Consider the following 26,125-nt stretch of genomic DNA (forward strand, 5'->3'; position numbering starts at 1 on the left):
TCACGAAGGAGTCCCATGCGTTCATTTCAACTCCGGGGCATGCGCGCGATGATCTCGCTCGCTTGCCTGGCGCTGTGCGCAGCCGCGCCGGCGCATGCCGACTGGCAGAAAGTGCAGCAGTCGGGCAGCCTGAAAGTGGCTGTATATAACGAGTTCGCGCCGTTTTCCGACAAGGGTGTAGGGATCGATATCGACATCGCCGAAGCGCTGGCGAAAAAGTTGGGGCTGAAACTGAGTTTGCTGCCATTTCCCGCCGGCGAAAATCTGAACGACGATTTGCGCAATATGGTGTGGAAGGGGCATTATCTCGGTTATGGCCCCGCCGACGTGATGCTGCATGTGCCGGTCGACAAGAAGTTGATGGCTGACAACGACAAGGTCGAGATCTTCGCGCCGTATTACGTGGAAACCGTGCGCCTGGTGCGCAGCGCGCAAGCGGTGCCTCAGTTTGATGGCGTCGCTTCGCTGGCAGGCAAGCGCATCGGCGTGGAAAAGGTGTCGATCGCGGCCATGCTGATGCTGGGCGAAGACAATGGCAAGTACCGCGACGACGTGCGCATCTTCGATACGGCCGCCGAAGCCTTGCAGCAATTGCAGGCGGGCAAGCTCGACGCCGTGCTGGCCAACCGTTCGGAAATCGAATCGGTGCTGAAAAGCGACCCCGCTTTCCCCTTGAGCGAAGTGGCGTTCGCCCGCTTGCCGCGTGCCGGCTGGGCCGTGGGCCTGGCCGTCAGCAAGCAACAGCTCGACGTGGCCAAGTTGCTGCAGGCAGCCATGAACGAGATGGCGGCCAGCGGCGAACTGAAAACGATCTTTGAGAAGTATGGCGTGAAGGAGGCGCGGCCCTGAAGTAGCTTGCTCTGGTTTAAAAGCCCGCGCATCGGAAGAGGCGCGGGCTTTTTAGTTTTAGAAACTATATTGGGCGCTGACACCCAGCAGCCAATTGCGTCCTGGCGCCGCTTCATAGTAGCGTTTGTTGCTGTCGCCGACGATGACGGAGCCCACGTAGGTCTTGTCGAAAAGATTGTTCAGGCGGGCAAATTCCTTGAAGCGCCAGTTCCCCACGTTTTGTTTGGCGTTGAAGCGCGCATTGAACACCGTGTAGCCGGGCGCCGGTTTTTCGATGTTGCTGTCTTCCGCGTAGACCTGGTTGCTGGCCACGCTTTCCAGCGCCGCGCAAAAGCGGTCGAGCTTATCTTTCCACGCCAATTCCGCGAACAGGTTGGCGCTGGGCACGCCAGGCAAACGGCTGCCTTCGCGCACGCTGCCAAACGCCTGGTCATACACGGCGTGCAGGCTGGTCAGTGCTACTTTTGCCGTGAAACCATATGGCAAGTTTGAGTCCAGCGACACTTCCATACCTTGGCGCAAGGTTTTACCTGCATTGCGATAGCTGGTGCGCCCGCCGCTGGACTTGTCGACCACCAATTCGTCGTTGGTCTTGATCTGGAACACGGCCGCGTTTACGTGGGTGTTGTTGGCGATTCTCGCCTTGATGCCTGCTTCCAGGTTGGTGCTGGTGGCCGGTTTTAGCTGGTAATTGAAGCCGCCGCCCGTGCCCGAGTAAAACAGTTCATTCAAGGTAGGCGCCTCAAAACCGCGCGCGGCGCTGGCGTACACGTTGACGCTCGGCGTCAGTTTATACAGCAGACCCAGCACCGGTGTCGTGTGGCTGAATTCGAGGCTGCCGCTGTCGTTCCCATTGCTGAGATAGTGGTCGTCGACCGCCACTTTCATCTTGCTGTAGCGCACACCTGCGCTCAGCAGCCATGGGCCGCTTTGCCATTCCGTCTGGATATAGGGATCGAGGCTGGAGACGACATTCTGCTCGTCGCGGCGCAGCTTGCCTTTCACGCCAAACGTGTTGCCGATGTAATTTTCATAGCCGGTGCGGTCATCGCTGGAGCGGCCGTAATCGATGCCGATGGTGGTGCTCAGCTTGCCGCCTGCCAACTGGTTCACATGTAGCCAGTTGGTATCGATGCCGTAGAACTCACGCTGGAAGTCAACCACGCCGCCCGAATGGCTAGGCGGCGCCTGGAAGCCTTTGGTAAAAGCCTGGTACTGGATCACGTCGCGGTTGCCGCCATACACCATCACATGCAGGCGGTCGTCGCCGAACGACTGTTCATAGGTGGCGCCGATTTGCTGGTGGTCGATGCTCTTGCGCGTGTTGTAGCGCTCGGCCAGGGTGCGCTTCGGGTTTTGCGTGTCGCTCGCATCGGTTTCGCCAGCGCGCGGGTCGCGGGCAAACGTGGCCCAGGTGGCACCCAGCGGATCTTGCGTGTTGCCTTGGTGCAGGCTGTTGGCAACGATGGTCAGCTTGCTGTCCGCATTGGGCTTGACGGTGATCTTGCCGAACGCCTGTTCGCGCGTGGCGGAGCTGTGATCGCGGAAACCGTCCGTGCGGAAGCGCGAGCCGTCGAGCACGTAGCCGATGCCGCCTGCCTGGCCTTGTGCCGTCAAGTCCACTTTGTTGGTGCCGTAGCTGCCGCCCACCACATTTAATTCGACGGACGGGGGATTTTGCCCATCCTTGGAAAACAGCTGGATCACGCCGCCCGAGTGGTTGCCGTAGATGGCAGAAAACGGTCCGCGCAGCACTTCGATGCGCTCGGCCGTATCGAGGTTGAAGGTGGCGGCCTGGCCTTGGCCGTCGGGCATGCTGGCAGGAATGCCATCGCTGATCAGTTTGACGCCGCGCACGCCAAAGGCCGAGCGTGCGCCGAAGCCGCGCGACGAGATCTGCAAGTCTTGCGCATAGTTCTGGCGGTTTTGCACGACCAGGCCCGGCACGGCGGCCAGCGCTTCTGACGCGTTGACGCGGATTTGGCCATCTTGGATGCGGGCGCTGTCGACGACGTCGATCGAGGCCGGCACTTCCTGGCTGGGATGGGCGATGCGGCTGCCGCTGACGACCACCGTATCCATCAGTTGCCCGTTGGCCGGGGCAGCTGCCTCGGCGGCAAAGACGTGGGGGGCGAGGGTAGCGCTGCCGGCGACAAACAAGCTGGCGATGGTGTTCAGGCGGAAACGGTGCTGCATGCGGATTCTCCAATGTGAATAAAAGCCTGCTTGGTCGCGTGCGCGGCGCAGGTCTGCATCTGTGTATCAAGCAATATGCCTGCCATGTCTCCATTGGTGGGCTGAAATTATACGCGTGTCAGTGGCACGGCGTTTGCATACAGCAATGTTCAGATGCGCCGATGCCGCGCGCTTTTTCTGTGTTTTGCCATCGAAAGGTGATTATGCCCAACTTCTTCTCGCGCTTGCGCCAAGTGTGCTGGCTGCTGCCTGCGCTCGCCAGCAGTACCCTCCAGGCTGCTCCATTTGCCTATGTTCCCAATGAAAAATCGGGCACCTTGAGCGTGATCGACACGGCGACCGACCAGGTCGTGCGCCAGATTGCAGCCGGCAAGCGTCCGCGCGGCATCGCCGCCGACCCCACCGGGCGGCAATTGTTTGTCACGGACGCCGCCAGCAGCGCCTTGCTGCTGATCGATAACGCTGGCGGCACCCCCGTGCGCACTGTGGCGCTGGGTAAGTCGCCCGAAGGCGTTAGCGCCTCGCAAGATGGTAGTCACGTGGCCGTGGCCGTCGAGGAAAACAATAGCGTGGCCTTGCTCGATGGCCATTCCGGTACCTTGCTCGCCGATATCAAGGTACAGGGACGCAACCCGGAACATGCCGTCTTCAGCCCCGATGGGCGCTGGCTGCTGGTCAGCGCGGAAGAGGCCGAACAAGTCGATGTCATCGATGTGGCGCAGCGCCGCCAGGTGGCGTCCGTCGCCGTTGGGCTGCGTCCGCGCGGCATCGGTTTCAGTCCGGACTCGGGCCGCGCCTACGTGGCGTGCGAACTGGTCAATGCCGTCTACGTGATCGACATGGCCGCGCGCAAGGCGGTTGCCACCATTCCCGCTGGCAAGAATGCAAACGGCATCGTGGTCCATCCCAGCGGCAAGCAGGTGTATGTCTCGAACGGTATCGATGGCACGGTGATGGTGATCGACACGGCCAGCAACGAGGTGACGGCCACCATTCCCGTTGGCAAGCGCCCATGGAACATGGCCATCACGCCCGATGGCGCCAAGCTGTATGTGGCCAATGGCCGCTCGAACAGCGTTTCCGTCATCGACACGGCCAGCGCGCGCAAGGTGGCCGATATTGCTGTAGGTGAATTGCCATGGGGCGTGGTGATTCGCTAATGGCACAGGAACAGGTGTTCCAGTCTGGTACACCTGTTCCATTGTGCAGCGGCGCAAGCCCGGGCATGCGCTGAAAAGCACACCGGTATTGACGCTACGCCCTTGTAACAAGGGTAAAAGCGGCTAAGTTTGTAGTGGGATGCCGAGCTGGCACGGCATTTGCGGAAGACTCCGTGTACTCACCCCATCTGTACCAGGACGTTTGATTTTAATTACAGCAATTCCATTCTAATTAACCCGATAGAGGACGACATGAATCTCGCAGACATCAGCAAACTGGGCGTAGCCAATCCCTTCAAACAACGCTATGACAATTACATCGGCGGCAAATTCGTTGCCCCGGTAAAAGGTGAATACTTTCCTAACATCACACCGATCACGGGCTTGCCATTTTGCGAAATCGCCCGTTCCACGGCGGAAGATGTCGAGCTGGCCTTGGACGCGGCCCATGCCGCCAAGGATGCCTGGGGCAAGACTTCGCCTGCGGAGCGCGCCAATATCCTGAACCGCATCGCCGACCGCATCGAACAGAACCTGAGCCTGATCGCCACGGCGGAAACCATCGATAACGGCAAGCCGATCCGCGAAACGATGAATGCCGACATTCCGCTGGCCATCGACCATTTCCGTTATTTCGCCGGTTGCATCCGCGCGCAAGAAGGTTCCGTCGCGCAAATCGATGCGGAAACCTATGCCTACCACTACCACGAGCCGCTCGGCGTCGTGGGCCAGATCATCCCATGGAATTTCCCGATTCTGATGGCTGTGTGGAAACTGGCGCCAGCCCTGGCCGCCGGCAATTGCGTCGTGCTCAAACCGGCCGAGCAGACGCCGGCGTCCATCATGGTGTTGATCGAGCTGATCGGCGATTTGCTGCCGCCGGGCGTGCTGAACATCATCAATGGTTTCGGCCTGGAAGCGGGCAAGCCGCTGGCGTCGAGCAAGCGCATCGCCAAGATCGCCTTCACGGGCGAAACAGGCACGGGCCGCTTGATCATGGGCTACGCCGCGCAAAACCTGATTCCCGTCACCCTGGAGCTGGGCGGCAAGTCGCCGAACATCTTCTTTGAAGACGTGATGGATGCGGACGATGATTATTTCGACAAGTGCTTGGAAGGTTTTGCCATGTTCGCGCTGAACCAGGGCGAGGTGTGCACCTGCCCATCGCGCGTGCTGATCCAGGAATCGATCTACGAAAAATTCATCGAACGCGCCCTGAAGCGCGTGGCCGCCATCAAGCAGGGCAATCCGCTCGATTCGTCCACCATGATCGGCGCGCAGGCGTCTCAGGAGCAGCTGGAAAAAATCTTGTCCTACCTCGACATCGGCCGCCAGGAAGGCGCCGAAGTGCTGGCCGGCGGCGAGCGCAACACGCAGGCGGGCGACTTGGAAGGCGGTTACTACGTGCGTCCGACCGTGTTCAAGGGCAACAACAAGATGCGCATCTTCCAGGAAGAAATCTTTGGACCGGTCGTGTCCGTGACCACTTTCAAGGATGAGGCCGACGCGCTGGCGATTGCCAACGATACCTTGTACGGCCTGGGTGCCGGCTTGTGGACGCGCGACGGTTCGCGCGCCTTCCGTATGGGACGCGCCATCCAGGCGGGCCGCGTGTGGACCAATTGCTACCACCTGTATCCAGCTCACGCCGCGTTCGGCGGCTACAAGCAATCGGGTATCGGCCGCGAAAACCACAAGATGATGCTCGATCACTACCAGCAAACGAAGAACTTGCTGGTGAGCTATAGCCCGAAAGCGCTGGGCTTCTTCTAAACCGGTACACGCGCCGCGCCTGTCGTCCAGGCGCGGCGCGCAGAAAGGGATGCCATGAGTGCAGCAATTGCCCGGGTGGTCGCCACCGATGCGGCACTGGAAATGATGGACAAGTTGCGCCAGCGTCACGGCCCGCTGATGTTTTTCCAGTCGGGCGGCTGCTGCGACGGCAGCGCGCCCATGTGCTACGCGCTGGGCGAGTTCGATGTCAGCGACACCGACATCTATCTCGGCAATTTGAATGGTACACCGTTCTACATGGGACTCGAGCAATTCGAGTACTGGGAGCATACCCAGTTGATTATCGATGTGGTCGATGGCAATGGCGGCATGTTTTCACTCGACAACGGCACGGGCAAGCGCTTCTTGACGCGTTCGCGCCTGTTCACCGATGAAGAGTGCGCCTTGCTGCATGCCCAGCCGCATGAGCACCGCAAGACTTGATACACACACATACTAATAAAACAGAGGGAGATGATTGTGCAGAAAAAAATCATGGGGATACTCGTCGGTTTGGGTTTGGCATCGCTGGCCCAGGCGGCTGACGTGGGCAATGTCACCAATGCCATGCTCGACAGCACGGCGAAGAATCCAGCCAGCGTCCTGTCGTTCGGCATGGGCACGCAGGGCCAGCGCTATTCGCCGTTAACGCAGATCAATGACAAGACCGTGGCCAAGCTGGTGCCGGCCTGGTCGTTCTCGTTTGGCGGCGAAAAACAGCGTGGCCAGGAATCGCAGCCGCTGATTCACAACGGCAAGATGTTCGTTACTGCATCGTATTCGCGCATCTTTGCCGTCGACTTGAAAACGGGCGCCAAGCTGTGGAAGTACGAGCATCGCTTGCCAGACGGCATCATGCCCTGCTGCGACGTGGTCAACCGTGGTGCGGCCCTGTACGGCAACCTGGTGATTTTCGGCACGCTCGACGCCTATCTGGTGGCGCTGGACCAGAATACGGGCAAGATCGTCTGGAAAGAAAAGGTCGACGATTATGCGGCTGGCTACTCGATGACGGCCGCGCCGCTGATCGCCGAAGGCTTGCTGCTGACGGGCGTGTCGGGTGGCGAATTCGGCATCGTGGGGCGGGTCGAAGCGCGCAACCCGATGACGGGCGACCTCGTGTGGAGCCGTCCGACGGTAGAGGGCCACATGGGCCACCGCTACGACAAGGATGGCAAGGCGATCGACAATGGCGTGTCCGGCACCGCGAACAAAACGTGGCCCGGCGACCTGTGGAAAACGGGCGGCGCCTCGACGTGGATGGGTGGTACCTATGATCCGCAAACCAAGCTTGCCTACTTTGGCACGGGCAACCCGGCGCCATGGAACAGCCACTTGCGTCCCGGCGACAATCTGTACTCGTCGTCTACCGTGGCGCTGGACGTGAAAACGGGCCAGATCAAGTGGGCGTATCAAAACACGCCGAACGACGCCTGGGATTTCGACGGCGCCAACGAATTCGTCACTTTCGATATGGATGGCAAGCGCTACGGCGGCAAGGCCGACCGCAACGGTTTCTTCTATGTGATCGACGCCAATACGGGCAAGTTGCAGAACGCCTTCCCGTTTGTGAAGAAAATCACATGGGCCAGCAGCATCGACCTGAAGACGGGCCGGCCCAACTTCATCGCCGCCGGCCGCCCCGGCGACCCGACCAAGGGAGAGGAAGGCAAGAAGGGCACGACCGTGTTTGCCGCGCCTGCTTTCCTCGGCGCCAAAAACCAGATGCCGATGGCCTACTCGCCGCAAACCAAGCTGTTCTATGTGCCGGCGAACGAATGGGGCATGGATATCTGGAACGAGCCGATCAGCTACAAGAAGGGCGGCGCTTTCCTCGGCGCGGGCTTCACCATCAAGCCCTTGTTTGATGACTATATCGGCGCCATGCGCGCCGTCGATCCGAAGACTGGCAAGATCGTCTGGGAAATCAAGAATAACGCGCCGCTGTGGGGTGGCGTGATGAGCACGGCCGGTAACCTGGTGTTCTACGGCACGCCGGAAGGTTTCCTGAAAGCCGTCGATGCGAAGACGGGCAAGGAACTGTGGAAATTCCAGACGGGCTCCGGCGTCGTGGCGCCGCCCGTCACGTGGCAGGATGGCGACACGCAATATGTGGCCGTCGTATCAGGCTGGGGTGGCGCGGTGCCGCTGTGGGGCGGCGAAGTGGCGAAGAAGGTCAACTTCCTGGAACAGGGCGGTTCCGTGTGGGTCTTCAAGCTGGCATCGAAGTAACGGGGTGAAGCACCCGGGCCACACGGATGGGTGTCTCCCTGTCTGCCGGGTGCTTTCTTTTTGCTGACGGCCCAGGCCGTCAGTTTTTTGTTTACCTGGATGACAGATACGCATACTTGCGGTCAAAAAATGAACACTGTCAGTGGCGATTGATCCGCCGCTGCACACGTTCAATACGCTTTTTTTCTTTCTCCCTCTGAGGCTTGCTGGGCACGCTTATTGCCAAAGCTTGAGGTACATCAATCACTGGTGTGCACACTAAAAACAGAGAAGAAAGAGGAGAAGAAATGAACACATGGATCAAGCTGGGGAGCCTCGGTGTCATGACAATCGCAGCGGTGGGACAGGCGCAAGCCGTCGATATCAAGGCTGGCGACTGGACCGTGTCGGTGGGCGGCATCGTCAACGCCTACTACACGCAAGTGTCGTGTTCGGGCGATGCGGTGGGCGGGCTGGCGCTGGGCGGCCAGGCGCTCGGTTGCGGCGGAGAGAAGGACCGAACCACCATCGGCAACGGCTTGCTGCCCAACGGCTTGATCACCTCGGCGAGCTCGAGGCTGGGCGAGTACGACGTGAAAGCCTTGATCGGCATCTACAACTCGACGGCCACGGACAGCGCCATCAGCCAGAACAGCGTGGTCGACGTGCGCCAAGCCTTCTTCACGTTTGGCAATGAGCAGATGGGCACCTTCAAGCTGGGCCGCGACTATGGCATCTTCGGCGCGAACGCGATTTTGTCCGACATGACCTTGCTGGGTTCGGGCGCACCCGTGCAGGCGACGCAGCGTGGCCGCGTGACCCTGGGCCATATCGGCGCCGGCTATACCTATCTGGGCAACTATGGCCAGATCATGTACAGCTCGCCGAAGTCGGGTGGCGTTGGCGTCGATGTGGCGCTGGTCAGTCCGGTCTCCGATACGCCCATCGTGGCAGGCTCGACCTATTCTTCGAAGTCGAGTCCGCAAGTGCAGGCGCAGCTGACGTATGCGCAGGAAGGGTTGAAGGCGTGGCTCGGCGTGAAGTCGCAAAAATTCACCTCGAAAACGCCAGGAGTCGATGACCTGACCATGCGCGGCGTGGAAGTGGGTGGCTCGTACCAGATGGGCCCGGCTAGCGTACTGGTCAACTTCCAGGGCGGCAAGGGGCTCGGTATCTTGTCCGATGCGGACCAGGGCGATACCAAATCGAAGAACTGGCTGCTGCAAGGCACGTATAAAACGACGGACAAGCTGAAGCTGGGTTTGTCCTACGGCATCAGCAAGAACGACGACAACACGGCCGGCACGGGCGGCTTGAAGTCGAACGCCAACCTGACCCTGGGCGCGTATTACTCGCTCAACAGCGCGATCACCCTGGTAGGCGAGCTGGGCCAGACGCGCTCGAAAGGTTTTGCCGGCGGCGAAGCGAAGATGAATGGCGTGTCCCTGGGCGGCATTATTTTCTTCTAACTCAACAACGCGGCGCCTTGCGACAGGGCGCCGCACGGAGCACCATGCATGCGGATAATGCGCTTGTTCATAGCTTGCTGGCTATTCCTGTTTATCCTCGGACAGGCGTGGGCCGGTGTGCTCACCAAGGCCGAGCTGGCGCGGCGTTTTCCTGCGCCCATCGTCGTGGGCGACAAGGAGATCGATTTGCCCGTCTGGCCCCTGTTCCGCCAAAACGCCACGGCGACAGAGCTGGTCGGCTACGTTTTTGAATCGCTGGACTTGGCGCCCATTCCCGGCTTTTCCGGCGTGCCCGTCAATCTGCTGATCGCCATCGATCCGAAGGGCAGTTTTCTCGATGTCGCCGTACTGTCGCAGCACGAACCCGTGTTTCTCGACGGCTTGGGCGAAGCGCCCTTGTTTCAGTTCGTCAAACAGTACCAGGGCTTGTCGCTGAAACAGAATATCGCCATCGATGCGCGAACCAAGCGCGCGCCGGATGCGACCCACGCCGATATCGATGGCGTATCGAAGGCCACGGCTTCCGTGCGCATCATCAACCAGAGCGTGCTGGCCTCGGCCTTGAAAGTGTCGCGCAAAAAACTCGGTTTTGCGCAAGGTCGTGACCCCGACCAGATTGCCCGCATCCGCATGGAGGTATTCGAGAAACTCAGCGTGGCGCAGATGCTCGAACAGGGCTTGATCCAGCATGTGCGCTTGAGCAACAAGGACGTGGAAGCCTTGTTTGCGGGCAGTCCCGGCGCGGGACTCGATGTGGAAGCCCAGCGCGAGCCGGAAGGCGTGTTCATCGACCTATACTTGGCGTATGTTTCCGTTCCCACGGTGGGACGCAATCTGTTGACGGAACGCAGCTGGAACAAATTGCGCAACCGGTTTGACGAGGGCGACCACGCCATCCTCATCATGTCGCGCGGGCGCTACAGCGTGCTGGGCGACGATTTTGTGCGCGGCACCGTGCCCGACCGGCTGTTGCTGAAGCAGGATGGCTTGCCCATCGACATGCGCGACCTGGACCTGGACTTGAGCTTGTCCGATACGGCTTCCTTGCCGACGGAAAATATCGCCGCATTGCGCATCATCAGCCAGGCGGGACTCGATGCGGCCAGTCCGCTGGCGTTCACGCTGCCGATCACGCGCAGCAAGGGCATCGTGTATCCGGAGCGCATCGCGCGCAACGTGGATGTCAGCTACCGCTTGCCGGCAGAGTTCTATACGGCGCCGCAAGGCGACGATGCCACGTGGCGTGGCACGTGGCAGGGACGCAAGGCCGAGTTGCTGCTATTGGTGACCGGGCTGGCGCTGCTGGCCGGCGCCTTGGCGTGGCAGAAACGGCTGGTGCGCGATGGCCGCCAATTTGCATGGTTCCGCCGTCTGTTCCTGTTGTTTACCATTGGCTTCATCGGCTATTACGCGCAGGGCCAGTTGTCGATCGTCAATATCACGGGCGTCATCCAAGCGCTGCTGGCGGGGCGCAGCCTGGGCTTTTTCCTGTTCGATCCGATGACGGTGATCCTGTGGACGTTCGTGCTGCTCAGCCTGCTTGTCTGGGGACGGGGCACGTTTTGTGGCTGGCTGTGTCCGTTTGGAGCGCTGCAGGAATTCACGGGCAAGCTGGGCCAGTGGCTGCGCTTGCCTCAGTGGAAGATCAAGCCGCGCCTCGACGGGCGCCTGAAATGGATCAAGTATGGCTTGCTGTTGGCCATCCTTTTCAGCAGCCTGTTTTCCAGCCAGATCACGGACAAGCTGGTCGAGCTGGAACCGTTCAAGACGGCCATCACCCTGAACTTCGTGCGGGCTTGGCCCTTCGTTGCATATGCCGTGGGCTTGCTGCTGCTCAGCAGTGTTTCCTATAAATTCTTTTGCCGCTACCTGTGCCCATTCGGTGCGGCGCTGGCGCTGCTGGGACGGTTTCGCTTGTTCAATTGGATTCCCCGTCGCAAGGAGTGTGGCACGCCGTGCCAGACTTGCCGCCACCGGTGCGAGCATCACGCCATCGCGCCGAGCGGGAAAGTCGATTATGGCGAGTGTTTCCAGTGCATGGATTGCGTGGTGATTTACGCTAGCGATGAAAAATGCGCGCCCTTGATGCTGGAAATCAAGCGTGCCCGCACGATACCCATTGTCCGGGCCACGGCAGAGGAGAGCAGCAATGCAGCGTAGAACCTTTATATCCGCAGCGATAGGCAGCGTGGCCGGCATGGCGGGCTTGTCTTTGCCGGGCAGCATGGCGCGCGGCACGGCCACGGCATCCGGCGTGCGATCTTATCAAGGCGCAGCGCTGGCGTTTGGCACGACGATCGCCGTCACCGTGTTGCACCACGATCAGCGCCAGGCCGAGCTGGCTATTGAAGACGCCTTGCACGCAGCCAGGAATATCGACCGCCTGATGAGCATTTACAGTCCCGCCAGCCAAGTCTTCCAGCTGAACCGTGACGGCCGCCTGGCCCGGCCGGACGCCCATTTGCTGGCGGTGCTGGCGCAGGCGCAAGTCTTGTCGCAATGGAGCGATGGGGCATTTGATATCACCGTGCAACCTTTATGGCAGCTGTTTCACGCGGCGGCAGACCAGGCCGGCTTGCCTGCGGAAGCACTACGGCGCAAAGCGCAGGCGCGGATCGGCTGGCGGCAATTGGCGTGGGACAAACGCGAAGTGCGTTTCCTGCAGCCCGGCATGGCGCTGACCTTGAATGGCCTGGCGCAAGGTTACGCTGCGGACATGGCGCTGGCTGCCGTGCAGGCGCGCGGCATACGGCACGCGTTGCTGGACACGGGCGAATTCGTTGCGCGCGGGCAGCGCTCCGTGCGCCGGCCATGGACCTTGGGCATCCAAGACCCGCGCGACGCAGAAATCCTCGCGGCCACCTTGAAAGTGGAAGGGCGCAGCGTGGCCACGTCCGGCGATTACGAATGTACGTTCACGCCGGACTTCGTGCATCACCACATCTTCGACCCTTCGAAGGGCGATTCGCCGCGTGAACTGGCCAGCGTGACGGTGCTGGCGCCCACGGGCTTGCTGGCCGATGGCTTGTCGACAACCTTCATGGTGACGGGCGCGGCGCGTGCGCATGCGATGGCCGTACGGATGGAAGGTGTCGACTTGATGACCATCGACAAGCAGGGCCGGCGCCAGATGTCGCCCGGCTTTTCCCGGCTACTCTAGGCTATTTCAGATGCGGCACCTTGCGATAGATTGTGTTGCGCGACACGCCCAGGGCCCGCGCCGTGGCCGAGACGTTGCCGCCGTGGGCATCGAGCGACTTGAGAATGACGCTTTGCTCCATCTCTTCCAGGTTGGCGCCGGCGGCGATCATCCGGTCCGTGCTGGCGCTGGCGGCAGTCGCTTGCGTCATTTCAATATCATCGAGGAAATCGTCGGGCATGTGGCGCAGACAGATTTCGTGTTCGTCGCCTGCCATGACGATGGCTGTGCGCAACAGATTGGTCAGCTGCCGGAAGTTGCCCGGCCATTTATGCTGGTGGAACATGCGCAGGATGTCCGGCGCCACCGTGTAGCGCGTATCGGGGGCTTCCGTCGCGAGGATTTTTTTCACGACCGTATCGAGGTCCGTGCGTTCGCGCAGCGGCGGCAGTTTGACCACCAGGCCATTCAGGCGGTAATACAAGTCTTCGCGGAATAGCCCCTTGGCCATGCGTTCGCGCAAGTTGTGATTCGTGGCGCAAATGAGTTCCACATTGACGGTGATCGATTTGCTGCTGCCCAACGGGGTGACCATACGTTCCTGCAACACGCGCAGCAGGCGCGCCTGCAAGCCAAACGGCATGTCGCCGATTTCATCGAGGAACAGGGTGCCGCCATTGGCTTGCAATATCTTGCCGATGGCGCCCTTCTTGCGCGCACCTGTAAACGCCCCGTCCTCATAGCCGAACAGTTCGGACTCGATCAGGGTTTCCGGGATCGACGCGCAGTTGACGGCGATAAACGGCCCCATGGCCCGTGGCGAATCGTTGTGGATGGCTTGTGCCAGCAATTCCTTGCCCGTACCCGTTTCGCCCATGACGAGGATGGGGATATCGCGTCCCAATACCTTGTTGACCTTTTCGATCACCAGTTCCAGTTGCGGATCGCCCGTGCGCAGGTAGCGCAAGCCGGACAGGCGGCGTGCCGCGTTGGCCGCATGGCTGGCCGGCGCGGGGACCTGCGCCGGGGCGGCGTTGATATCGCTATGGTCGGTGCTGGCAGCAAAGCCATGCTGGAAGGCACTATTGGCTAACCGCAACTGCGCGCGCCCATACACGCGCACGCCGCTGTGCATGCACAGGTTCAGCAAACCGGGCGAGGCCGTGCGGTAATGGTCGTACAGGGCAGACACGGGCAAGCCGAACAGGGAGCTGAACGTGTGCGATTGCAGCGCGGCAAATGACAGGCCCAGCTGGAACAAGCCATTCTTGTTGGCCGATAAGAACCGGCCGCCCGGCGTGAATGAGGCGATGCCTTCCATCAAGGTCCCGATGAATTCAGGACGCGCGTGGAAGTGCACGGTGATGGCGTCTTCGAAGGTGGCGGAAAACAACTGATTTTCGATCATCAGCGCCGACATGCGCACGAGAGCCATCGTATGCTTGTGGAAACTGCGCTGGTCGCTGGAGACATCGAGCACGCCGATGACATTGCCCCTGTGGTCGGTGATCGGCGCTGCGGAACACGTGAGGAAATGATTGGCGGCCAGGTAATGCTGGTCCGCATGGACCAAAGTCGGTACTTTTTCCGTGATGGCCGTGCCGATGGCATTCGTGCCGCGGCTTTGTTCCGACCATGCCACGCCCGGTTGCAAAGCGACCCGGTTGGCTTTTTCCAGAAAATCATCGTCGCCCAGCGAGTGCACGATGACGCCGTTGGCATCCGTCAAGATCACCATATTGTGGGTGTTGACGATTTGCTGGTACAGGGTTTCCATGGCGGGCAGCGCGTGCGTGTGCAGCAAGCGGTTTTGCTCGATCAGCAAGGACAGGTCGGATTTTCCCGCCGGCGTAAAGTCGGGCGTGGCCGTGGGAGACAGGCCAAAGGCGACTGAGCGCTGATGGGACGTTTCAATGATGACGGGAACGTTGTCCTGTCCTGCCGGTGTGATGTTCGCGTCCGCGATGGACGAAAACGGTGCGCTACGGTAAGTAGCTGACGGTTGATACATGATCTCGTTGCCTCCGTTGGGCCCTGTACTGGGCGCTCTTTTGAATATCGAGAGTGTTCCATAATGTAGCACCTGTCACAGATGGGAGCAAAGCAAAGCGAACCGGGCTATCCCCAGTGTTGCTGCCAGGCCCAGAGTTGCTCTCATCAGTGGACGGTGCGCATATCTATATAAGCAAGTGCGGTGCCAGGGCCGTTTCGCAGGACGGAAAAAATAGCCCTTGCAGCGCGCGCGGGGCAGGGCTATAATTCGCCCCCTCGCTGAACGACGCATGCAAATGCTGAGTAAAGTAGAGAAAAAGAAGGAGTTGACGGACGTAGCGAAATGCTTTATACTCTTCCTTCTTCGCAGCTGACAAACACAACGCTTTGTCGATAGCGCGAAAGCAGTACCGAATACAGTTCTTTAACAATTAACAGTCGATAAGTGTGGGCATTTGATGTAAGTGCAGCAGCGATCTTCGGATCGCTGTCAAACTTAAAATATCAAATGTTCACAAGAAATAATGAAATAGGATACTTCTTCGGAAGTAGCCTGTCAGTTTTTTGAGTGAGCGACCCGTCGCAAGACGGTGCCAATAAAATGGCAAAGTAACAGAGATTAAACTGAAGAGTTTGATCCTGGCTCAGATTGAACGCTGGCGGCATGCCTTACACATGCAAGTCGAACGGCAGCACGGAGCTTGCTCTGGTGGCGAGTGGCGAACGGGTGAGTAATATATCGGAACGTACCCTGGAGTGGGGGATAACGTAGCGAAAGTTACGCTAATACCGCATACGATCTAAGGATGAAAGTGGGGGATCGCAAGACCTCATGCTCGTGGAGCGGCCGATATCTGATTAGCTAGTTGGTAGGGTAAAAGCCTACCAAGGCATCGATCAGTAGCTGGTCTGAGAGGACGACCAGCCACACTGGAACTGAGACACGGTCCAGACTCCTACGGGAGGCAGCAGTGGGGAATTTTGGACAATGGGCGAAAGCCTGATCCAGCAATGCCGCGTGAGTGAAGAAGGCCTTCGGGTTGTAAAGCTCTTTTGTCAGGGAAGAAACGGTGAGAGCTAATATCTCTTGCTAATGACGGTACCTGAAGAATAAGCACCGGCTAACTACGTGCCAGCAGCCGCGGTAATACGTAGGGTGCAAGCGTTAATCGGAATTACTGGGCGTAAAGCGTGCGCAGGCGGTTTTGTAAGTCTGATGTGAAATCCCCGGGCTCAACCTGGGAATTGCATTGGAGACTGCAAGGCTAGAATCTGGCAGAGGGGGGTAGAATTCCACGTGTAGCAGTGAAATGCGTAGATATGTGGAGGAACACCGATGGCGAAGGCAGCCCCCTGGGTCAAGATTGACGCTCATGCACGAAAGCGTGGGGAGCAAACAGGATTAGATACCCTGGTAGTCCACGCCCTAAACGATGTCTACTAGTTGTCGGGTCTTAATTGACTTGGTAACGCAGCTAACGCGTGAAGTAGACCGCCTGGGGAGTACGGTCGCAAGATTAAAACTCAAAGGAATTGACGGGGACCCGCACAAGCGGTGGATGATGTGGATTAATTCGATGCAACGCGAAAAACCTTACCTACCCTTGACATGGCTGGAATCCCCGAGAGATTGGGGAGTGCTCGAAAGAGAACCAGTACACAGGTGCTGCATGGCTGTCGTCAGCTCGTGTCGTGAGATGTTGGGTTAAGTCCCGCAACGAGCGCAACCCTTGTCATTAGTTGCTACGAAAGGGCACTCTAATGAGACTGCCGGTGACAAACCGGAGGAAGGTGGGGATGACGTCAAGTCCTCATGGCCCTTATGGGTAGGGCTTCACACGTCATACAATGGTACATACAGAGCGCCGCCAACCCGCGAGGGGGAGCTAATCGCAGAAAGTGTATCGTAGTCCGGATTGTAGTCTGCAACTCGACTGCATGAAGTTGGAATCGCTAGTAATCGCGGATCAGCATGTCGCGGTGAATACGTTCCCGGGTCTTGTACACACCGCCCGTCACACCATGGGAGCGGGTTTTACCAGAAGTAGGTAGCTTAACCGTAAGGAGGGCGCTTACCACGGTAGGATTCGTGACTGGGGTGAAGTCGTAACAAGGTAGCCGTATCGGAAGGTGCGGCTGGATCACCTCCTTTCTAGAGTTTGCACGAATCAGTAATGATTCACGCATCAAATGTTCACACTTATCGGCTGTTTAATTAAGAAGAAACAGTAGTCGTAGTAGCACCGCGTTGGGGCTGTAGCTCAGCTGGTTAGAGCACCGTGTTGATAACGCGGGGGTCGTTGGTTCGAGTCCAACCAGCCCTACCAGTAAAAATTCCCGGGGGATTAGCTCAGCTGGGAGAGCACCTGCTTTGCAAGCAGGGGGTCGTCGGTTCGATCCCGTCATCCTCCACCAAAGTTTTACTCGAAAGTGCAAATGTAAGCCTGTGGGTTTAGATTTGGTCTTTTAGCGATCAAAGCTGTTTCGTTCTTTAACAATCTGGAAGAAGTAAAGATTATTTATTGATCGGTTTGCCGTAAAAGGTAAATCGATGGGTAATGATTGTATGTATCAACAAACAAGCAACAACGTTGTACTTTCTTATTCCTGTAGCGCTCTTTGATGACTTCGGTCTTCAGAGGCTAACGTTATAGGGACAAGCGAATAAGTGCACATGGTGGATGCCTTGGCGATTACAGGCGATGAAGGACGTAGTAGCTTGCGATAAGCTGCGGGGAGTGAGCAAACACACTTTGATCCGCAGATTTCCGAATGGGGCAACCCACCCTTTTAGGGTATTGCATACTGAATACATAGGTATGCAAGGCGAACGCGGCGAACTGAAACATCTAAGTAGCTGCAGGAAAAGAAATCAACCGAGATTCCCAAAGTAGCGGCGAGCGAAATGGGAAGAGCCTGTACGTGATAGTCGGACCGATAACAGAATCCTCTGGAAATAGGAGCCATAGCGGGTGATAGCCCCGTATGTGAAATCGGACCGGTGATACTAAGCGTACGACAAGTAGGGCGGGACACGTGACATCCTGTCTGAATATGGGGGGACCATCCTCCAAGGCTAAATACTCGTAATCGACCGATAGTGAACCAGTACCGTGAGGGAAAGGCGAAAAGAACCCCGGAAGGGGAGTGAAATAGATCCTGAAACCGTGTGCATACAAACAGTAGGAGCGGACTTGTTCCGTGACTGCGTACCTTTTGTATAATGGGTCAGCGACTTACATTCAGTGGCAAGGTTAACCGAATAGGGAAGCCGTAGAGAAATCGAGTCCGAATAGGGCGATCAGTCGCTGGGTGTAGACCCGAAACCAAGTGATCTACTCATGGCCAGGATGAAGGTGCGGTAACACGCCCTGGAGGTCCGAACCCACTAATGTTGAAAAATTAGGGGATGAGCTGTGGGTAGGGGTGAAAGGCTAAACAAACTTGGAAATAGCTGGTTCTCTCCGAAAACTATTTAGGTAGTGCCTCAAGTATCACCATCGGGGGTAGAGCACTGTTATGGCTAGGGGGTCATTGCGACTTACCAAACCATTGCAAACTCCGAATACCGATGAGTGCGAGCTTGGGAGACAGACGTCGGGTGCTAACGTCCGGCGTCAAGAGGGAAACAACCCAGACCGCCAGCTAAGGTCCCAAAGATTGGCTAAGTGGAAAACGAAGTGGGAAGGCTAAAACAGTCAGGATGTTGGCTTAGAAGCAGCCATCATTTAAAGAAAGCGTAATAGCTCACTGATCGAGTCGTCCTGCGCGGAAGATGTAACGGGGCTAAGCCAGTCACCGAAGCTGCGGATATTGTTCTGTGATTTATCACAGATATATATGGTAGGAGAGCGTTCTGTAAGCCTGCGAAGGTGTCTTGTAAAGGATGCTGGAGGTATCAGAAGTGCGAATGCTGACATGAGTAGCGATAATGGGGGTGAAAAGCCTCCACGCCGTAAGCCCAAGGTTTCCTGTTCAACGTTCATCGGAGCAGGGTGAGTCGGCCCCTAAGGCGAGGCAGAGATGCGTAGCTGATGGGAAGCAGGTTAATATTCCTGCACCGTCGTATGATGCGATGGGGGGACGGATCGCGGAAGGTTGTCTGACTGTTGGAATAGTCAGTTTCTGCTTCATAGAAGGCACTTAGGCAAATCCGGGTGCGGAATTCAAGGGAGTGGGACGAGTGCACTTGTGCACGAAGCAATCGGAAGTGGTTCCAAGAAAAGCCTCTAAGCTTCAGTCATACGAGACCGTACCGCAAACCGACACAGGTGGGCGAGATGAGTATTCTAAGGCGCTTGAGAGAACTCGGGAGAAGGAACTCGGCAAATTGGTACCGTAACTTCGGGAAAAGGTACGCCCCGGTAGCTTGATTGGTTTACTCCATGAGGGTGAAAGGGTTGCAATAAACTGGTGGCTGCGACTGTTTAATAAAAACACAGCACTCTGCAAACACGAAAGTGGACGTATAGGGTGTGACGCCTGCCCGGTGCTGGAAGATTAAATGATGGGGTGCAAGCTCTTGATTGAAGTCCCAGTAAACGGCGGCCGTAACTATAACGGTCCTAAGGTAGCGAAATTCCTTGTCGGGTAAGTTCCGACCTGCACGAATGGCGTAACGATGGCCACACTGTCTCCTCCCGAGACTCAGCGAAGTTGAAATGTTTGTGATGATGCAATCTACCCGCGGCTAGACGGAAAGACCCCATGAACCTTTACTGTAGCTTTGCATTGGACTTTGAACCAATCTGTGTAGGATAGGTGGGAGGCTTTGAAGCGGGGACGCTAGTTCTCGTGGAGCCAACCTTGAAATACCACCCTGGTTTGTTTGAGGTTCTAACCTTGGTCCGTTATCCGGATCGGGGACAGTGCATGGTAGGCAGTTTGACTGGGGCGGTCTCCTCCTAAAGTGTAACGGAGGAGTTCGAAGGTACGCTAGATACGGTCGGACATCGTGTTGATAGTGCAATGGCATAAGCGTGCTTAACTGCGAGACTGACAAGTCGAGCAGGTACGAAAGTAGGACATAGTGATCCGGTGGTTCTGTATGGAAGGGCCATCGCTCAACGGATAAAAGGTACTCTGGGGATAACAGGCTGATTCCTCCCAAGAGTTCATATCGACGGGGGAGTTTGGCACCTCGATGTCGGCTCATCACATCCTGGGGCTGTAGCCGGTCCCAAGGGTATGGCTGTTCGCCATTTAAAGTGGTACGTGAGCTGGGTTTAAAACGTCGTGAGACAGTTTGGTCCCTATCTGCCGTGGGCGTTGGAAATTTGAAGGGGGCTGCTCCTAGTACGAGAGGACCGGAGTGGACGAACCTCTGGTGTACCGGTTGTCACGCCAGTGGCATTGCCGGGTAGCTAAGTTCGGAAGAGATAACCGCTGAAAGCATCTAAGCGGGAAACTTGCCTTGAGATGAGATTTCCCAGAGCCTTGAGCTCTTTGAAGGGTCGTTCGAGACCAGGACGTTGATAGGCTGGGTGTGGAAGTGCAGTAATGCATTAAGCTAACCAGTACTAATTGCCCGTACGGCTTGTCCCTATAACCTTAGCAGGTGCAGAGGATAAGACGGTACAACGTTGTGCGTTTGTTGATACTACCAGTCATTACCCCAATCTTTGCTTCTTCCAGATTCAGGCTTTGTCGTCCCACAGGAGACAAATGCCAGTACAAGTTATGCCTGATGACCATAGCAAGTTGGTCCCACCCCTTCCCATCCCGAACAGGACCGTGAAACAACTTTGCGCCGATGATAGTGCTGCAACCAGTGTGAAAGTAGGTTATCGTCAGGCTTGTTATTCGCAGTAGAGAAAAACCCGATCAGCAATGGTCGGGTTTTTTTTCGTCTCGTGGTTTGATACGCCGCAGGTGTTGTCGGCTTACGCGCTGGGCGCTAAGCCGACCTACGCCCGTTGGATGGCGGGTAGGTCGGATTAGCGTAGCGTAATCCGACAACATTGTTGGCCTCGTGGCATCAGCTACCGCGGTAAGTGGAATACGACCAGGGCGACACCACCAGCGGCACGTGATAGTTCTCATCTGTATGCGCGATGCCGAAGGACAGGGTGACCAGGTCGATGAAGCGCGGCGAGGGCAATTCCACTCCCTGGGCGGCGAAATAGTCGCCTGCGTTGAACACCAGTTCATACTGGCCCGCTTTCATGCTGTCGCCTTCCAGCAAGGGTGAACTGCAGCGGCCGTCGCTATTGGTCATATCCATCTTCAATAACACTTTTCCTTCCGGCGCGACTGAAAACAGGGCGACCTTGACGCCGGCTCCCGGTTTGCCGTGGGCGATATCGAGTACATGCGTGCTGAGTTTTCCCATTTGCTATCCTGTATATAGGGTGAGTGAATGTGCTTATCGTGCAAATCATATACCGGTGGCTGCGCCGGGCTATATGATTGGGCATATAGCCAACATTGTCCTCCTATAGGCGTGCCTCCGCATGAACAATTACGAACATTATCCACGCGACTTGATCGGCTATGGCCGCACGCCACCCCATCCGCAATGGCCGGGCAAGGCCCGTATCGCCCTGCAATTCGTCCTCAATTACGAGGAAGGGGCGGAAAACAGCGTGCTGCATGGCGATCCTGCATCGGAAACGTTTTTATCGGAAATGATCGGTGCGGCCGCTTTTCCTGCGCGCCACCTGAGCATGGAGTCGATTTACGAATACGGTTCGCGCGCCGGATTATGGCGCTTGCTGCGCATGTTCGAGGAGCGGCGCCTGCCGCTGACGGTGTTTGGCGTTTCGATGGCCTTGAAACGCAATCCGGAGGCGGTGGCAGCCTTCCAGCAACTGGGTCACGAGATTGCCTGCCACGGTTTGCGCTGGATTTCCTATCAAAACATGGATGAAGCAACGGAACGCGAACACATGCGTGAAGCCGTGCAAATCATCCGCGAATTGACGGGTTCCGCCCCGCAAGGCTGGTACACGGGGCGCGATTCCCCGAATACGCGCAAACTGGTGGTCGAGCATGGTGGTTTCCGCTACGACGCCGATTATTATGGCGACGACCTGCCATTCTGGGACAAGGTGGCATACACGGATGCCGCTGGCATGCCGGCCGTACAGCCGCAACTGATCGTGCCCTACACCCTGGACACGAACGACATGCGCTTTGCCGCCATGCAGGGCTTTAATTCGGGCACGCAATTTTTCGACTATCTGAAAGATGCCTTTGATGTGCTGTATGCGGAAGGCGATCCGAACGGCTTGAATCAACCGAAGATGTTGTCGGTAGGCCTGCATTGCCGTCTGGTGGGGCGGCCTGGCCGCGCGGCCGCACTGGCGCGCTTCCTCGACTATGTACAGGGTCATGAGCAAGTGTGGATCACGCGTCGCATCGATATTGCCGAACACTGGCATGCGACGCATCCGTTCCAGGCATAAGTTCTATTGAGATAGGATGATAAGTAAAATCAGTCTTTGCATATAGTTGTCCCATATGCCGGTGTTAATCTCCTATACTGGGACTATACCGAGGCCAGCATGTCAGAACCTATCCGCTTTTACTATCGTGGTGCCGTACAGGAAGTACGCAACGCCGCCCCTACGCAGACTGTGTTGCAGCACCTGCGCGAGGATTTGCATTGCACGGGCACCAAGGAAGGCTGCGCCGAGGGTGATTGCGGCGCCTGCACGGTGGTCATCGGCAGCCTGGTGGACGGCCAGGTCGAGATGAAAGCCGTCAATGCCTGCATCCAGCTCACGCCCACTCTCGATGGCAAGGCCCTGTTTTCCGTGGAGGACTTGCAGCAGCCCGACGGTGGCCTGCACCCGGTGCAGCAGGCAATGGTCGAGTGCCACGGTTCCCAGTGCGGTTTTTGCACGCCCGGTTTTGTCATGTCCTTGTGGGGCATGTATCTGGAGAAGAATGGCGAGACGCCCACGCGCTGCGAAATCGACGACACCCTGTCGGGCAATCTGTGCCGCTGCACGGGCTACCGGCCCATCATCGATGCAGCCAGACGCATGGGTGAATTGCCACATGTGGCATTCGATCGCGATGCGTTGCGCGTGCAATTGCAGGCACTGCAGCGCGGCAGCCTGACTACGTATGAACACGGCGGCCAGCACTTCCACGCGCCGCGCACCCTTGAGGAACTGGTGGCGCTGCGTGCGGCAAAGCCGCAGGCCTGCCTGCTGGCCGGCTCCACCGATATTGGCCTGTGGGTGACCAAGCAATTGCGCGACCTGGGCGACATCATTTATCTCGGCAACGTCGCGGCGCTGAAAAGCATCTCCGTGGACGATGGCAAGCTGCACATCGGCGCCGGCGCCAGCCTCAACGATGCCTATGCGGCGCTGTGCGAACATTATCCCGATGAGCTGTCTGAACTGTGGCAGCGCTTTGCTTCCTTGCCGATCCGCAACGCCGGTACCTTGGGCGGCAATGTGGCCAATGGTTCGCCGATCGGCGACTCGATGCCGTGGCTGATTGCGCTGGGCAGCGAAATCGTGCTGCGCGGTCCTGCCGGCCAGCGCTGCATGCCGCTGGAAGATTTTTATCTCGGTTACCAAAAGAAAGATATGCAGCCAGGCGAATTCGTCGAAGCCGTGCGCGTGCCCTTGCCCCGTGCCGACGTGCATTTCCGCACGTATAAATTGGCCAAGCGTTTCGACCAGGATATCTCGGCCGTGTGCGCCGCGTTTGCCTTTGAGCTCGATGGCGAGCGCATTGTTGGCGCACGCGTCGCCTTTGGCGGCATGGCGGCCACGCCGCAGCGGGCCGCGCAAACGGAAGCGTTTTTGCGCGGACAGGCTTGGACGGAAGAGAACTTGCTCATCGCCATGCGCCTGCTGGCCGACGATTACGCGCCGCTGTCCGACATGCGCGCGTCGAATACTTACCGCATGACGACGGCGCAAAACCTGCTGCGCCGCTTCTGGCTGGAAACACGCCCCGGTGCGCCTTTGCTGCGCATTGCCGTCAACGCCTATGCTTGCCGCGCCTGAAAGGACCAGCATGAACCATCCTGCCACGCCCGAATTGCAAGCGGCCGCCTGGGCCGCCGTGGGCAAACCCAGCCCACATGAATCGGCGCAATTGCATGTGCTGGGGCAAGCCACGTACACGGACGATATCGCCGAGCTGCAAGGCACCTTGCACGCGGCGCTGGGCCTGTCGCAAAAGCCCCATGCACACATCACGGCCATGGATTTGTCGGCAGTGCGCGCCGCTACGGGTGTTGTCGCCGTCTACACGGCACACGACATTCCCGGCACCAATGACTGCGGTCCCATCATCCATGACGATCCCATCCTGGCTGCGGAGCTGGTGCAATACGTGGGCCAGCCCATCTTCATCGTGGTGGCCGATACGCATGACCATGCGCGCCGCGCGACCCGCCTGGCGCAAGTGTCGTATGAGGAATTGCCCGCGATCATGACGCCGCAAGCGGCCAAGGCCGCGCAATCGTATGTGCTGCCACCGATGCAGCTGACGCGCGGCAACTACCAAGCCGCGTTCGAGGGCGCGCCGCACGTGGTCAAGGGCCAGCTGTATGTGGGCGGGCAGGAACAGTTTTATCTGGAAGGACAGATTTCCTACGCCATCCCGAAGGAAGCGCAAGGCATGCTGGTGCTGTGTTCGACCCAGCATCCGAGCGAGATGCAGCACGTGGTCGCGCATGCGCTGGGCGTGCATTCGCACAACATCACCGTCGAATGCCGGCGCATGGGCGGCGGTTTTGGCGGCAAGGAATCGCAGTCGGCCCTGTGGGCGGCGGCCGCATCGATTGCTGCGGCGAAATTGAAGCGTCCCGTCAAATTGCGCGCCGACCGCGACGACGATATGCTGGTGACGGGCAAGCGCCACTGTTTCTACTATGAGTACGAAGTAGGCTACGACGACGATGGCCGCATCCTTGCCGCCAAGGTCGACATGACCACGCGCGCCGGATACTCGGCCGACTTGTCCGGCCCCGTCGCCACGCGCGCCGTCTGCCACTTCGACAATACCTATTACCTGTCCGACGTGGACATCCGCGCCGCCTGCGGCAAGACGAATACGCAGTCGAACACGGCTTTCCGGGGCTTTGGCGGGCCGCAGGGCGCCATTGCCATCGAGTACGTCATCGATGAAATCGCCCGCCATCTGCAACGCGATGCGCTCGATATCCGCCTGCTCAATTTCTATGGCCGCAACGATGTAGAAGGACGCAACGTCACGCCGTATGGGCAGAAAATCGTCGACAACGTCATTCATGAACTCGTTGCGGAACTGGAAGAGAGCAGCGATTACCGCGCGCGCCGCCTGGCCATCGATGCGTTCAACGAGGCCAGCCCCATCTTGAAGAAGGGGCTGGCATTCACACCGCTGAAATTCGGCATCGCCTTCAACGTCACGCATCTGAACCAGGCTGGTGCTCTCGTGCACGTGTACGTGGATGGCTCCGTACTGGTCAACCATGGCGGCACGGAAATGGGGCAGGGCATCAATACCAAGGTCATGCAAGTGGTGGCGCACGAACTGGGCCTGGACTTGGACAAGGTACGGGCCACGGCCACCGATACCAGCAAGGTAGCTAACACCTCGGCCACGGCGGCCTCCACCGGTGCCGACCTGAACGGCAAGGCGGCGCAGGATGCGGCGCGCCAGATCCGTGAACGCCTGGCCGATTACGCGGTCAAACTGTACGGTGGCGAGACGGACGCTGTTCGTTTCTTCGACAACCATATCCACGTGAATGGTCACGTCGTTGCGTTTGCCGAGCTGGTGCAGAAGGCTTACCTGGCCCGCGTGCAACTGTGGTCGGACGGTTTTTATGCCACGCCCGGTCTGTCATGGGATGCGAAGACGATGACGGGCCATCCGTTTTCATATTACGCGTATGGCGCGGCCGTGGCCGAAGTGGTGGTCGATACCCTGACGGGCGAATGGAAGCTGCTGCGTGCCGATGCCTTGTACGATGCGGGGCAGTCGCTCAACCCCGCGATTGATCTGGGTCAGGTGGAAGGCGCGTTTATCCAGGGCATGGGCTGGCTGACGACGGAGCAGCTGTGGTGGAATGCGGCGGGCAAGCTGATGACGCACGCGCCGTCGACGTACAAGATTCCCGGCATTTCCGATTGCCCCGAAGATTTTCGCGTCCAGCTGTTCCAGAACCGCAACGTGGAGGACAGCATCCACCGTTCCAAAGCCGTGGGCGAGCCGCCGCTGCTGCTGCCGTTTTCCGTCTTTTTTGCCATCCGCGACGCCATTTCCAGCGTGGGCCATCACGCCGTGCAGCCACCGTTGAATGCCCCTGCCACCAGCGAGGAAATCCTCAAGGCGGTGATGGCCGTGCAAGCGGCGCATGTCAGCGCATAGGAGCAGAA

At 58.3% G+C, this 26,125-nt stretch carries 14 protein-coding genes, 2 tRNA genes and 3 rRNA genes; 16 read left to right on the top strand and 3 right to left on the bottom strand.

Features of this window, described 5'->3' with window-relative positions; translation table 11 throughout:
* Positions 1 to 15: 15 nt before the first annotated feature.
* On the top strand, positions 16 to 849 hold the full coding sequence (locus tag OPV09_RS06210; protein WP_338680890.1) for a transporter substrate-binding domain-containing protein: 834 nt from the start codon (positions 16 to 18) through the stop codon (positions 847 to 849).
* A 57-nt stretch (positions 850 to 906) separates the two neighbouring features.
* Here OPV09_RS06210 and OPV09_RS06215 read toward each other — a convergent pair whose 3' ends face one another.
* Complete coding sequence (locus OPV09_RS06215; RefSeq protein WP_338680891.1) at positions 907 to 3,045, bottom strand: TonB-dependent receptor; 2,139 nt, start codon at positions 3,043 to 3,045, stop codon at positions 907 to 909.
* Between the two features lie 203 nt (positions 3,046 to 3,248).
* Between OPV09_RS06215 and OPV09_RS06220 the strand changes: the two genes are divergently transcribed.
* From OPV09_RS06220 to OPV09_RS06250, 7 genes are all read left to right on the top strand, one after another.
* Positions 3,249 to 4,205: a beta-propeller fold lactonase family protein gene (locus OPV09_RS06220; protein ID WP_338680892.1), complete on the top strand. Its 957-nt coding sequence runs from the start codon at positions 3,249 to 3,251 to the stop codon at positions 4,203 to 4,205.
* Between the two features lie 252 nt (positions 4,206 to 4,457).
* Positions 4,458 to 5,978 carry an aldehyde dehydrogenase gene (gene adh, locus OPV09_RS06225; protein ID WP_070301569.1) on the top strand — a complete coding sequence of 507 codons (1,521 nt, stop codon included), beginning with the start codon at positions 4,458 to 4,460 and terminating at the stop codon, positions 5,976 to 5,978.
* Positions 5,979 to 6,032: 54 nt separating this feature from the next.
* Positions 6,033 to 6,422 carry a DUF779 domain-containing protein gene (locus OPV09_RS06230; RefSeq protein ID WP_034756816.1) on the top strand — a complete coding sequence of 130 codons (390 nt, stop codon included), beginning with the start codon at positions 6,033 to 6,035 and terminating at the stop codon, positions 6,420 to 6,422.
* A 51-nt stretch (positions 6,423 to 6,473) separates the two neighbouring features.
* Complete coding sequence (locus OPV09_RS06235; RefSeq protein WP_083292534.1) at positions 6,474 to 8,210, top strand: PQQ-dependent methanol/ethanol family dehydrogenase; 1,737 nt, start codon at positions 6,474 to 6,476, stop codon at positions 8,208 to 8,210.
* A gap of 287 nt (positions 8,211 to 8,497) precedes the next feature.
* Positions 8,498 to 9,658: a porin gene (locus OPV09_RS06240; RefSeq protein WP_070301567.1), complete on the top strand. Its 1,161-nt coding sequence runs from the start codon at positions 8,498 to 8,500 to the stop codon at positions 9,656 to 9,658.
* Between the two features lie 57 nt (positions 9,659 to 9,715).
* A complete protein-coding gene (locus OPV09_RS06245; RefSeq protein ID WP_338680893.1) occupies positions 9,716 to 11,818 on the top strand; it encodes a 4Fe-4S binding protein in 2,103 nt (700 codons plus the stop codon).
* Positions 11,808 to 12,818 carry an FAD:protein FMN transferase gene (locus OPV09_RS06250; protein ID WP_338680894.1) on the top strand — a complete coding sequence of 337 codons (1,011 nt, stop codon included), beginning with the start codon at positions 11,808 to 11,810 and terminating at the stop codon, positions 12,816 to 12,818. The genes OPV09_RS06245 and OPV09_RS06250 overlap by 11 nt, the downstream gene beginning before the upstream one ends.
* 1 nt (position 12,819) lies before the next feature.
* On the opposite strand, the gene OPV09_RS06255 is transcribed toward OPV09_RS06250, so the two are convergent.
* Positions 12,820 to 14,808, bottom strand: a complete 1,989-nt coding sequence (locus OPV09_RS06255) for a sigma-54-dependent Fis family transcriptional regulator (protein ID WP_254671468.1) — start codon at positions 14,806 to 14,808, stop codon at positions 12,820 to 12,822.
* A gap of 602 nt (positions 14,809 to 15,410) precedes the next feature.
* Here OPV09_RS06255 and OPV09_RS06260 point away from each other — a divergent pair.
* From OPV09_RS06260 to rrf, 5 genes are all read left to right on the top strand, one after another.
* A 16S ribosomal RNA gene (locus OPV09_RS06260) occupies positions 15,411 to 16,941 on the top strand.
* A gap of 98 nt (positions 16,942 to 17,039) precedes the next feature.
* Positions 17,040 to 17,116 (top strand) — tRNA-Ile (locus OPV09_RS06265).
* A 12-nt stretch (positions 17,117 to 17,128) separates the two neighbouring features.
* Positions 17,129 to 17,204 (top strand) — tRNA-Ala (locus OPV09_RS06270).
* A 239-nt stretch (positions 17,205 to 17,443) separates the two neighbouring features.
* A 23S ribosomal RNA gene (locus OPV09_RS06275) occupies positions 17,444 to 20,333 on the top strand.
* A 138-nt stretch (positions 20,334 to 20,471) separates the two neighbouring features.
* Positions 20,472 to 20,584, top strand: a 5S ribosomal RNA gene (gene rrf, locus OPV09_RS06280).
* Together the 16S, 23S and 5S rRNA genes with 2 tRNA genes alongside form the textbook arrangement of a ribosomal RNA operon.
* A gap of 182 nt (positions 20,585 to 20,766) precedes the next feature.
* Here rrf and uraH read toward each other — a convergent pair.
* Positions 20,767 to 21,120 carry a hydroxyisourate hydrolase gene (gene uraH / locus OPV09_RS06285; RefSeq protein ID WP_072454221.1) on the bottom strand — a complete coding sequence of 118 codons (354 nt, stop codon included), beginning with the start codon at positions 21,118 to 21,120 and terminating at the stop codon, positions 20,767 to 20,769.
* Between the two features lie 121 nt (positions 21,121 to 21,241).
* On the opposite strand from uraH, the gene puuE reads away from it, so the two are divergent.
* The 3 genes from puuE (at position 21,242) to xdhB (ending at position 26,117) form a co-directional block, all read left to right on the top strand.
* Positions 21,242 to 22,195 carry an allantoinase PuuE gene (puuE, locus tag OPV09_RS06290; RefSeq protein ID WP_338680895.1) on the top strand — a complete coding sequence of 318 codons (954 nt, stop codon included), beginning with the start codon at positions 21,242 to 21,244 and terminating at the stop codon, positions 22,193 to 22,195.
* A gap of 99 nt (positions 22,196 to 22,294) precedes the next feature.
* Positions 22,295 to 23,761: a xanthine dehydrogenase small subunit gene (gene xdhA, locus OPV09_RS06295; RefSeq protein ID WP_338680896.1), complete on the top strand. Its 1,467-nt coding sequence runs from the start codon at positions 22,295 to 22,297 to the stop codon at positions 23,759 to 23,761.
* Positions 23,762 to 23,771: 10 nt separating this feature from the next.
* The gene (xdhB, locus tag OPV09_RS06300; RefSeq protein ID WP_338680897.1) at positions 23,772 to 26,117 is read left to right on the top strand and encodes a xanthine dehydrogenase molybdopterin binding subunit; all 2,346 of its coding nucleotides are present in this window, start codon (positions 23,772 to 23,774) and stop codon (positions 26,115 to 26,117) included.
* Positions 26,118 to 26,125: the final 8 nt, after the last annotated feature.

The organism is Janthinobacterium sp. TB1-E2, from assembly GCF_036885605.1.
GTDB classification, from domain to species: domain Bacteria; phylum Pseudomonadota; class Gammaproteobacteria; order Burkholderiales; family Burkholderiaceae_D; genus Janthinobacterium; species Janthinobacterium aestuarii.